Annotated in this window: 6 protein-coding genes; 5 read left to right on the top strand and 1 reads right to left on the bottom strand. The window is 61.1% G+C overall.

Going from position 1 to position 11,632, the window contains the following annotated elements:
- The first annotated feature begins 9 nt into the window (after positions 1-9).
- The 4 genes from etfB to M1E16_RS25380 all read left to right on the top strand — a co-directional run bounded on the left by etfB (position 10) and on the right by M1E16_RS25380 (position 8,666).
- On the top strand, positions 10-780 hold the full coding sequence (gene etfB, locus M1E16_RS25395) for an electron transfer flavoprotein subunit beta (RefSeq protein WP_458128667.1): 771 nt from the start codon (positions 10-12) through the stop codon (positions 778-780).
- A gap of 1,138 nt (positions 781-1,918) precedes the next feature.
- Positions 1,919-5,371, top strand: coding sequence for a GMC oxidoreductase (locus tag M1E16_RS25390; RefSeq protein WP_458128666.1), 3,453 nt, complete (start codon positions 1,919-1,921; stop codon positions 5,369-5,371).
- A 154-nt stretch (positions 5,372-5,525) separates the two neighbouring features.
- Entirely contained in the window at positions 5,526-7,394 is a 1,869-nt protein-coding gene (locus M1E16_RS25385) for a c-type cytochrome (RefSeq protein ID WP_458128665.1), read from the top strand.
- 27 nt (positions 7,395-7,421) lie between these two features.
- Complete coding sequence (locus M1E16_RS25380; protein WP_434696581.1) at positions 7,422-8,666, top strand: metallophosphoesterase; 1,245 nt, start codon at positions 7,422-7,424, stop codon at positions 8,664-8,666.
- A gap of 114 nt (positions 8,667-8,780) precedes the next feature.
- Here M1E16_RS25380 and gbcA read toward each other — a convergent pair whose 3' ends face one another.
- Positions 8,781-10,076 carry a glycine-betaine demethylase subunit GbcA gene (gbcA, locus tag M1E16_RS25375; protein ID WP_305498304.1) on the bottom strand — a complete coding sequence of 432 codons (1,296 nt, stop codon included), beginning with the start codon at positions 10,074-10,076 and terminating at the stop codon, positions 8,781-8,783.
- A 281-nt stretch (positions 10,077-10,357) separates the two neighbouring features.
- Here gbcA and gbcB point away from each other — a divergent pair, with 281 nt between their 5' ends.
- Positions 10,358-11,458: a glycine-betaine demethylase subunit GbcB gene (gene gbcB / locus M1E16_RS25370; RefSeq protein ID WP_305498306.1), complete on the top strand. Its 1,101-nt coding sequence runs from the start codon at positions 10,358-10,360 to the stop codon at positions 11,456-11,458.
- Positions 11,459-11,632 lie beyond the last annotated feature (174 nt).

Here is an 11,632-nt window from a genome sequence, read left to right as displayed (position 1 = left end):
GAAATGTTCATGAGTACCCAAGTGATCAGCCTCGTCTCCATCGGCGCCCACCCGACCTCTGGTCGGCCCCGGCGCGCCGAACAGGACGCCCGCGCCGTGGAGCTGGGCCTGCAACTGGCCGGCAATGAACTGCAAGTGCTGCATGCCGGCGACGTGGCCGAACCGGCACTGCGCGCCTACCTGGGCATGGGCCTGGATGAGCTTCACGTGTTGGATAATCCGGAGGGCGCCGATGCGTTGCCGGCGTTGACCGAATATCTGCGAGACGCTGGCGCCCAAGTGGTGCTCACCGGCAGCCAGGCGGAAACCGGTGAAGGCTCGGGCATGCTGCCGTTTCTGTTGGCGGAAAACCTCGGTTGGCCGTTGGTGGTGGGGTTGGCCCAGGTGGAATCCATCGACAACGGCGTGGCCCTGGTGCTGCAAGCCTTGCCCCGCGGTCAGCGCCGTCGGCTCAAGGTGCGTCTGCCGTTTCTGGCCACTGTGGATAACGCCGCGCCGAAACCACGGCAGAGCGCTTATGGCCCGGCGCGGCGTGGGGCGTTGCAGGGGGAAGAAGTCGAAGTTGTCGACGACAGCCTGCTGGCGGTGGCAACCCTGCAACCGGCCAAGCCACGGCCCAAGCGCCTGAAGGTCATCAAGGCCAAGAGCGGCGCCGACCGCATGAAAGCCGCCACGGCCAAGGCCAGCGGTGGAGGTGGGCAGGTGCTCAAGGGTGTCACCCCGGAGGCGGGGGCCGAGGCGATTCTGAAGCTGCTGGTGGAGGAAGGGGTGGTTCGCTAGATCCAGAACCACCGAAAACCCTGTGGGAGCGAGCCTGCTCGCGAATGCATTTCGTCAGTCACCGTTGCATGGCAGTTCCACCGCATTCGCGAGCAGGCTCGCTCCTACAGGGGATTGGTGGAGCCCCGCTATCTCCTGCCTAGCCCGGTGTTGTGGGAGGGTTACCCACAAACCCTGTGTGTCCAGCTGTGGATAACCTGTTTGCCCCTCGCTGCAACCCATGTAAATTGCTCTCTGTAGACCTTCGCTCAAATAACAACCAGTCTAACTGGCGGTTTTCATTAGCTTTTGTCTGCGAGCAACGCAGCATGCCAAGTCAGACTTGCCCCCAATCTCTGTTGGCGCTTCTGTGGATAAGATGTTCGCTCAACGCTGCAACCCATGCAGTACGGGGCTTCCAGTGAGTTGATCGATTAATGATCAATCATCGACTTCAGGTATAAAAACCACCGCAATAACACCGGGTTGGTGGCTGCTCAGCCTGTTTTCCACAAAATCGTCAAATTACCCCCAAACGCTGTTGGCGCTTCTGTGGATAACATGTTCGCTCTGTCCTCCAGGCCACGCTGTGTGGGGCTTACGGCGTATTGATCAAAAACTGGTCAATCAGCCATGAAACGACTGTTTGCGAATAAGTCACGGATTTTATTCACATTAGCCCTCACAAAATCCAGATCACCTCATCACTTGTCCCCATTAGCTGTGGGTTGTCATGTGGATAACTTGTTCGTCGAACGCTACAGGTCACGGCAGGCTTAGCGCGGAACGTGATAGATCAAATTTCATACAGTTCTAAGGAACCGCCTTGACGTATGGGTGTCGCCTGTCTTCACTCATGGCACAAGGACAGCGCGACTTTATCCATGCCGGTTCAGGGAGAACGCATGATGGATAGCAAGCCCCCCAATTCGTATCCCGCTTCAACCCCGACGTGCATGCCCACCCCTATGACCTCGTTACCCCGGCGCAACGGTCGGCGTGCCGCCAATCAGCGTGCACGCCTATAGCGCCTGAGTTTCCCTCCCATCATCACCGTTGACTGCCGCTCCAACCCATACGGGATAGCGGCCAGGCGTTCGCGCGCCTTGAAACTACAGGCAACCGCAGAGTTGCCCCTTCTGCCTGAGAGGACTTGAACATGACACGGATATCGACCCCCATCAGTGAAATCAAGGAACACTACGACGTGATCGTCATCGGTTCCGGCTACGGCGGCGGCATTGCTGCGTCGCGCCTGTCCCGGGCCGGGCGCAAGGTCTGCCTGCTGGAACGTGGCCGGGAAATCCAGCCGGGCGAATACCCCAATACATTGCTCGCTGCCACCGAGGAGTTGCAGGTGCACGACCCCGACGGCCACATCGGTTCGCGCACCGGGCTGTTCGACCTGCACGTCAACGCCCAGCAGAACGTGGTGGTCGGGTGTGGCCTGGGCGGCACGTCACTGATCAACGCCAACGTCGCCCTGGAAGCAGAGCCCGGCGTGTTCGAGGATCCGCGCTGGCCGCTGGCGATGCGTGAGCACAGCGACACGCTGCTCCAGGAGGGCTACGCGCGGGCTCGGGAAATGCTCAAGCCCAATCCTTATCCTGCGTCCTCGCCGAACCTGTCCAAGCTCGACGCCCATAAGAAGTCCGCCGATTACCTCAAGCAGGGCGCGCATTTCTACAAGCCGCCGATCAACGTAACTTTCGACAAGTTGCCGAACAACCTCAACCACGTCGGCGTCGAGCAGTTGCCGTGCAATGGCTGTGGCGACTGCGTCTCGGGCTGTAACAACAAGGCCAAGAACACCACGCTGATGAATTATCTGCCGGACGCCTGGAACCATGGCACGGAGATTTTCTGCCAGGCTGAGGTGCGGCACCTGGAGCGCGATGGCGACGGCTGGATCGTGCATTTCCAGTACCTGGACAGTGGTCGTGAAATGTTCTCGGCGCCAACGCTGTTCGTGCGCGCCGATATCGTGGTGGTGTCCGCCGGTACCCTGGGCTCCACCGAGATCATGTTGCGCTCGCGGGACAAGGGCCTGTCGATGTCTGCCCAGTTGGGCGAGAACATGAGCGGCAACGGTGACATCCTCGGCTTCGGCCACAACTGCGACCAGGTCATCAACGGCATCGGTTTTGGCGCTCATTCGGCCAAGGAGCTGGAGCCGGTGGGGCCGTGCATCACCTCGGTGATCGACATGCGCACCGAAGGCGACTGGCGCAGCCGCATGGTCATTGAAGAAGGTTCGATCCCCGGCGCCCTCGGCCGGGCCATGGTGCCGAGCATGGCGGCGTTCGCCGAGATGATCGGCGTGCCCACCGACACCGGTTTTGGTGCCGCCCTCAGGTACAAGGGGCGCGAAGCCGAAAGCTTCCTGCGCGGGCCGTACTACGGCGCGCTGCATAACATGCAGACCTACCTGATCATGAGCCATGACAACGGCAAGGGCCGCATGGTCCTCGATAACAAGGACCAGCTGCGCATCGACTGGTCCGGTGTCGGCGAGCAGGAAAACGTTACCCTCGGCAACGAGCGTCTGCACCAGAGCACCAAGGCCTTGGGCGGGATCTGGGTCGAAAACCCGATCTGGACCAAGCTGCTCAAGCACAGCATTGTCTCGGTCCATCCACTGGGCGGTTGCGTGATGGGCGAGGACGCCGCCCAAGGCGTGGTCAATCACAAGGGGCAGGTATTCAGTGGCGCCAGCGGCACCGACGTCTATTCCGGTCTTTACGTGACGGACGGCTCGGTGATCCCGACGTCCCTGGCGGTCAATCCGCTGCTGACCATTTCAGCGGTGAGTGAACGCAACATGGGCCTGCTGGCGGCCGATCGCGGTTGGCTGATCGACTACACGCTGCCGTCGGCCCCGCGCAAACCAGTGGCGGCGCCGACCCTCGGTGTGCAATTCACCGAAACCATGAAGGGCTATTTTTCCAGCGCCTTTACCCAGCCCCAGGGCACCGACCTGCCGCTTTACGAGGAAGCTGCCAAGCGCGGCAAGACTGACAACTCGCCCATCGAATTTACGCTGACCATCACTGCTGCCGACCTTGATCGTTTGATCAAGGAGCCGGAGCACGCTGCGACCCTGGTGGGTACCCTCGATGCCCCCCTGCTGTCGGCGAAGCCGTTGGTCGCCAGCAACGGCGTGTTCAACCTGTTCGAGCAGTATCAGGATCAGGTCGGCGTGCGGCACATGAACTACGACATGAAACTGACCGCCGAAGACGGCAGCGACTATTTCTTCAGTGCGTTCAAGACTGTGCCGGAGGACAACGGCGTGCTGAACATCTGGCACGACACCAGCACCCTCTACGTCACGCTCTATCGCGGGCCGGACAAGACTGGCGCGGTGCTCGGCTCGGGGGTGATGCACATCCTGCCGGCGGATTTTGCCAAGCAGATGACCACCATGAAAGTGCTCAACGCTCGCAACGAGCGTGAGCGGGTGGAGGCGCTTGCGCGATTCGGCAAGTTCTTCGCGGGCATCCTGTGGGAGAGCTACGGCGGGGTATTCGCCGGCGACGTCTATTTCAATCCGGACGCGCCGCCGCGCTTGAAACGGCCGCTGGATGCACCGGCCCCGGTGGTGCATTTCTTCCAGACCGAAGACCACGTCGAGCTGCGCCTGACGCGCTACCAGGCAGGCAGCAAGGGCCCGGTGATGCTGGTCCATGGCCTGGGCGTGGGCTCGAATATCTTTTCCACCGACACCATCCACACCAACCTGCTGGAGTACCTGTGCAAGCACGAGTACGACGTCTGGCTGCTGGATTTGCGGGTGAGTATCCTGCTCCCAGCGAGCAAAAACGAATGGAACGGCGATCAGGTGGCCCAATACGACTTCAAGGCCGCTATCGGGCAGATCCAGCAGGCGACCTCGGCTCGTGACGTGCAATGCGTGGTGCATTGCTACGGCGCGACGACGTTCTTCATGTCGATGCTGGCGGGCTTGCAGGGCGTGCGCTCGGTGGTCTGCTCGCAGATCGCCGCCGACACGGTGGTCGCCACCGCCACCGGGTTGAAGGCCGGTTTGCATTTGCCGGGGATGCTCGATGCCATCGGCATCAAGTCCATGACGGCCTATGCCGACACCAAGGAAAGCTGGTTCAACAAACTCTACGACAAGGCCCTCAACGGTTACGCGCGGATCGAGGCCCAGGGTTACTGCACCAATCCGGTCTGCCACCGCATCACGTTCATGTATGCGTCGCTGTACCGCCACGACACCCTCAATGAAACCCTGCACGACAATCTGCATGAATTGTTCGGCGAGTCGAACATCCAGACCTTCGAGCACCTGGCGCTGATCGTGCGCAAGGGGCACCTGGTGGACTTCAAGGGCAACGACGTCTACATGCCGCATTTCGATCGGTTGAAGTTGCCGATCTGCTTCATCAGCGGCGCCGACAACCAGTGCTACTTGCCGCAGAGCACCCTCAAGACCTACGAACGGTTATGCGAGATGCACGGTCCGCAGCTGTTCAGCCGTCATGAGGTCCCCGGCTACGGCCACATCGACTGCATGTTCGGCAAGGACGCGGTGGTGGATGTGTATCCGATCATCCTCGGGCACCTGGAGAAGACGGCGCACGGTTGAAGTATGACTATCCCGTGGCGAGGGAGCTTGCTCCCGCTCGGCTGCGAAGCAGTCGTCGCTTTTGAAGTCTTGGGGGCCGCTACGCGGCCCAGCGGGAGCAAGCTCCCTCGCCACATGGGTTTTGTGGTGAGTCAGGAATAAGGAAAAGGATGCCATGAACACTTGTATCCGCTGGTTCCAACGCATCATCTGGATCGGAATCGTCATGAACATGGTCTTCGCGATCCCGGCGCTGTTCGCGCCGGCGTTGCTGACGTCCATGCTTGGCCTGCCGCCGGTGCTGTCCGATCCATGGCTGGAAAACGCCGGCATGTTGCTGGTGGGGATCAGCCTGTTCTACATGCCCTCGGGGTTCAACGCGCCGCGTTTCGTGGTGCATTCGTGGTTATGCGTGCTGTCGCGTCTGGTGGCGGTGGTGTTCTGGATCTACCTGATCAACACCAACAACCAGGGCCAACTGTTCGTGCCAATGTTGATGGGCGACCTGAGCATGTTCCTGATTCTGGGCGTGCTGTTGTATCTGGGCAGCCCGGCGGCCAATCGTCCGCTGGCCTTGCTCCGGGCCGGCTGGCGCGAATGGCGTCAAGGCTGGGCACATCGCTGGCAAAGCCATGGCTTCAAGGTAGGCGCGCTGATTGTGCTGCTGGTGCTTGGCTTCATCGGCTACCAGACCTGGTATCAGATGATCCGCGAGGTGCCGCAGCCGGACTTCGCCTCCGACGAAGATCATTACAAATACGCCGCCATCGGCCTGGGCATCGAAGCGCGGATTCCCTACTACCTGTTCGCCGTGCTGCCACAGATGTGCCCGGAAAAACTGCCCAAGCCAGGCGGTTATGAGGTGTTCGGCTTCCTCTATGAAAACGGCAACGACTTGCCCATCGGCATGGCCAAGCGGCAGCTCGGTTACCCCACGGTGGAGCCCAACTGCGCGCTGTGCCACACCGGTTCCTACCGGGCCAATGCCACTGACGTAGCGGTGCCGGTCGCCGCCGCGCCGGCCAATACCCTGCAATTGCAAGCCTTCCAGTGGTTCGCCTACGAGTGTGCCAGCGATCCGAAATTCACCCCGGACGCGGTGATGGCGGCGATCAACGGCAAGTTCCAGTTGGGGTTCTTCGAAAAGCTCTATAACCGCTACCTGATCATTCCGATGGCCAAGAGTGCGCTGCTCAAGCAGAAACAGGCGTACGCCTGGCAGAAGCTGCGTCCGGCCCAGGGGCCGGGGCGGACCGACACGTTCAACCCGACCAAGATGGTGGTCTTCGGCTTCCCGGATGACTCCACCATCGGCACCGTGGACTTGCCGCAGGTGTGGAACCAGAAACCCCGCGAGTCCATGTACCTGCACTGGGACGGCAATAACAACAAGATCCACGAACGCAACTACGCCGCAGCCATGGCCGTGGGCGCGACGCCGGAATCGGTGCTGCCGCCGAGCTTCAACCGGGTGACCAACTGGTTGCTGGGCCACAAACCACCGGCCTGGCCGTTCGCCCTGGATCAGGCGAAAGTCGCCCAGGGCAAACCGATCTGGGAGCAGAACTGTGCCGGTTGCCACGACTTCGGCCGCAGCGACACCGGCCAGGTCACCACCAACATCGACCAGTTGGGCACCGATCCCCATCGGCTGAATTCCTTCACCACCGGGCTGGTGGCGGCGTTCCATGGTTTCAAGAAACCGCCGTTCGACTTTGGCGCCTACCGCAAGACCCAGAGCTACAGCAACACGCCCACCGACGGCATCTGGCTGCGCGCGCCGTACCTGCATAACGGTTCGGTGCCGACCCTGTGGGATCTGCTGCAAACACCCGAGCAGCGCCCGCAAGTGTTCTACACCGGCTCCGACATCTACGACCCGCAGAAGGTTGGTTTCATCACCAGCGGCGCGCAGATGAAGGCGTCGGCGGATTTCAAATACGACACGTGGCTCGAAGGCAACCACAACGGCGGCCACCTGTACGGCACGCAGCTGTCGGACGTCGACAAGCGGGCTTTGATCGAATTCATGAAGACCCTGTAGTCCGGGGCAAAACGAAGGAGCGTTCACATGTCATTACTGCACCATTGGGAACATGAGTTCGACAAGGTCAAGGTCCGCTTGCACGGGTTGGTCACGCGGCTGGAAATGTCCTGGAAAAAACTCGTCAACGACCTGGAGCCCGAGGAGTTCCAGGCCATCGTCAAGCTGCTCGAGCGTGGCCACGCTCAAGCCCGGCATGTCATTGATCATGGTGATTTGCCCGACGATGAACCGGCCGTGCCGTGGGAACTGGCCCACGGCCTGTCGATTCTGAAAATCGGCAACGCCACGCCTTTGCCGCAAAAGGAAGAGGAACTGCCAACCCGAGTGCTCAAGGACGGCACCTTGCTCGGTTGCCGTAAATGGGAGCTGCTGGACCTGTTGTGGAGCGAGGCGCTGCTCAAGTGGATCGAGAACCTGCGTCACCACGCACCGTTCGCTACCACCCCGGCGCTGGTGAAAATGGATAATGACGTGGTGCTGGCCATTGCCGGCGACTGGGGCACCGGCCCGTTCGACAGTCACGCACCCGCTGTGGCTGTCGCCAACCAGATGCAACTGGCCCAGGCCGATTTCACCATTCACCTGGGGGACGTCTATTACGCCGGCACCCACTCCCAGGAAGACGTCGACATGGCCGGCTGGCCCCAGGGCAGGCACGGCTCTTTCACGCTCAATTCCAATCACGAGATGTACAGCGGCGCCCACGGTTATTTCCGGGAGTTGGCCAAGCGCTTTCCGGTGCAGCAAGGCACCAGCTACTTCGCCCTGTACAACGATGACTGGCTGGTGGTTGGCCTGGACAGCGCCTACGCTTCGGACGCGATGAACCTGTACATGGACGGCACCCTCAACACCCAGCAGATCGAGTGGATGAAAAGCCTGCCCAAGCGCAAGAAACTGATGGTGCTCAGTCATCACCAGGGTTTTGATATTTCCGGACACCACAAGACCGCGCTCTACCAACCGGTGTGCGACGCCTTGGGGCGTGAGCCGGATTACTGGTATTGGGGCCATCTGCACAACGGCATCTGCTATGCGCCGCAAGGCGGGCTGCAGGCACGTTGCGTCGGGCATGGAGCGATTCCCTACGGCACCACCAGCGAGTTGAACGGGCATCCTCGGGTGTTGTGGTCGGAAACACAATTGGCGGGGGACGAGGCGTATCCGGAGCGGGTGTTGAACGGGTATGTGAAGGTGCAGCTGGCGGGGGAGGAGATTGTCGAGACGTTTTATGGGGAGGATGGCAGTGTGCGGTGGTCTTCACATTAGTCGTTGGCTGTTAGACCGCCTTCGCGAGCAAGCCCGCTCCCACATTCGACCGCATTCCTTCTGAAGAAACTCGGTCAACTGTGGGAGCGGGCTTGCTCGCGAAGCTTTTAGTTTTTAGCCCTGGACCGGAACACCCTTGAGGTACGGCGCCGGCTCGGCCCCGAGGTTGTTCAGCATGCGCTCGCTGTACCAGTCGACGAAATTCACCACGCCGAATTCGTAAGTCTTCGAGTACGGGCCCGGCTGGTAGGCGGTGGAGTTGATGCCGCGCTGGTTTTCTTCGGCCAGGCGACGGTCCTGGTCGTTGGTGGCGTCCCAGACCTGGCGCATGCGCTCTACGTCATAGTCCACGCCTTCGACCGCGTCCTTGTGCACCAGCCATTTGGTGGTGACCATGGTTTCCTGGGCGCTGATCGGCCACACCGTGAAGACGATGATGTGGTCGCCCATGCAGTGGTTCCATGAGTGCGGCAGATGAAGGATGCGCATCGAGCCCAGGTCCGGGTTCTTGATGCGGCCCATCAGTTTGGCGCAGCCCTGCTTGCCGTCCATCGTCATCGACACGGTGCCCTTGAGCAGCGGCATGCGCACGATGCGGTTGCGCAGGCCGAAGCTGGCGTGGGCGTAAGGGATCTTCTCGGCATCCCAGGCGGCGGCGGAAGCGGCCACGTGGTCCTTGAACGCCTGGTCGGCCCGCGGATCGGTGACGTCGTCCCATTCCAGCAGGGTCTTGAGCAGTTCGGGGTGCGAGGCGTTGCAGTGGTAGCACTCGCGGTTGTTTTCCAGCACCAGTTTCCAGTTGGCCTTTTCCATCAAGGTGGTTTGCACCGCCACCTTGGTGTTTTCCATGTCGTAGGGTTCCATGTAGTGGTTCAGGGTCGACAGGAAATCATCGATGGCCGGCGGGTTCTCGGCCAGGCTGATGAAGATGTAGCCGCCGGCGGTCTTCACGTTTACCGGCTTGAGGCCGTACTGCTTCATGTCGAAGTCGGCGCCCATCTCGGTGCCGGCGAACAGCAGGCGACCGTCCAGTTCGTAGGTCCATTGGTGGTAATGGCAGACCAGCTTGGCGACCTTGCCCTTGTCGCTGGTGCACAACCGCGAGCCACGGTGGCGGCAGACGTTATGGAACGCATGCACCACGCCTTCGGCGCCGCGAATCACGATGATCGGGTTCTTGCCGACCTGCAGCGTCAGGTAGTTGCCCTTGGCCGGGATTTCGCAGGTCATGCCGGCGATCAACCATTCTTTCTGAAAGATTTCCTGCATGTCGATATCAAACAGGCGCTCATCGGAGTAGAACGGCTGCGGCAGCGAAAAGGTCCGCTCGCGCTCTTGCAGCATTTGCGCGGTGGCCTTGCGTGCGGGTTCCAGCGGATCGCCCAGGCTCAGGGTAGTGGTGACGTCCATCGTTTTATCCTCATGGCCATCTCTGTGGCCGGCGAAAGTGGCTAATCAAGGGTGCTACGCAAGGCAGAAATATTGTTTATCCGTTGGGGCGAGTGTGGGGCCGCGCAGGGGCGCAACCTTATCCATGGGCGACATGGCCCAATCTGTTCCCGACGCGCGAGCCCCGGTAGTTGGGGGCTGGTCGCGATAAGTATGTGAATGTCGCAGATAGGTAAATGGCGGTGCAGGCGCCTGCGCACAATCGCCATCATGAAGGCCGACAGTCGGCCGTGGAGATCAGCATGTCCAACAATTTCCTGAACCCGGTCACCACCCAGACCTGGGCCAATGGCCGACATATCGTTCGTTGCGTCAAAGTCATCCAGGAAACCTGGGATGTGCGCACCTTTTGCTTCATGGCCGACCAGCCGATCATGTTCTTTTTCAAGCCCGGGCAGTTCGTCACCCTGGAGTTGGAAATCGAAGGCCAGCCGATCATGCGCTCCTACACGATCTCCAGTTCGCCGTCGGTGCCCTACAGCTTCTCGGTGACCATCAAGCGCGTGCCGGGGGGCAAGGTTTCCAACTGGCTGCACGACACGCTGCACGAAGGCCAGGAACTGGCGGTGCACGGGCCGGTGGGGTTGTTCAATGCCATGGATTTCCCGAGCCCGAAGGTCCTGTACCTCAGCGGTGGCGTCGGAATCACGCCATGCATGTCCATGGCCCGCTGGTTCTACGACACCAACGCCAACGTCGACATGACCTTCGTCCACAGCGCCCGCTCGCCCAAGGACATCATCTACCACCGCGAGCTGGAGCACATGGCGTCGCGGATCGATAACTTCAGCTTGCACCTGATCTGCGAAAAGCATGGTTTGGGCGAGCCGTGGGCCGGGTATCGTGGCTACCTGAACCACAAGATGCTGGAACTGATGGTGCCGGATTTCCTTGAGCGCGAAGTGTTCTGCTGCGGCCCGACGCCGTACATGAGCGCGGTCAAGCGTCTGCTGGAAGCGGCCGGCTACGACATGAAGCGCTACCACGAGGAATCCTTCGGCGCCACGCCACCGGAAGCTCGCGCCGATGCGGTGGAGCAGGCCGAACAGGCGGCGGATGCGCCTGAAGTCGACCAGGCGGACCTGCATCAGGTGGAATTCGTCGCGTCGGGCAAGAGCATCGGCGTAGCACCGGGCGAAACCGTCCACGCGGCAGCAGCCAAGCTCGGCCTGATGATTCCCAAGGCGTGCGGCATGGGCATCTGCGGCACTTGCAAAGTCATGAAGCTGGGCGGCGAAGTGGAGATGGAACACAACGGCGGCATCACCGAGGACGACGAGGCCGAGGGTTACATCCTGTCGTGCTGCAGCGTGCCGAAGGGGGATGTGCGGATCGAGTTTTAACCCGCAGCGAGCCCCCTGTGGCGAGGGAGCTTGCTCCCGCTGGGCTGCGCAGCAGCCCCATGCGATCCATCAGATAGCTCGTGCTTACCGGAGGCGACTGCTGCGCAGCCGAGCGGGAGCAAGCTCCCTCGCCACGAAAGCCCTGAAGCTTTAAAGGGCAAACGGCCTTGATGC

The organism is Pseudomonas sp. Z2-11 (assembly GCF_054161305.1).
Note: the sequence above shows the minus strand (reverse complement) of the source record. Positions and strands in the feature narration are given on the sequence as shown.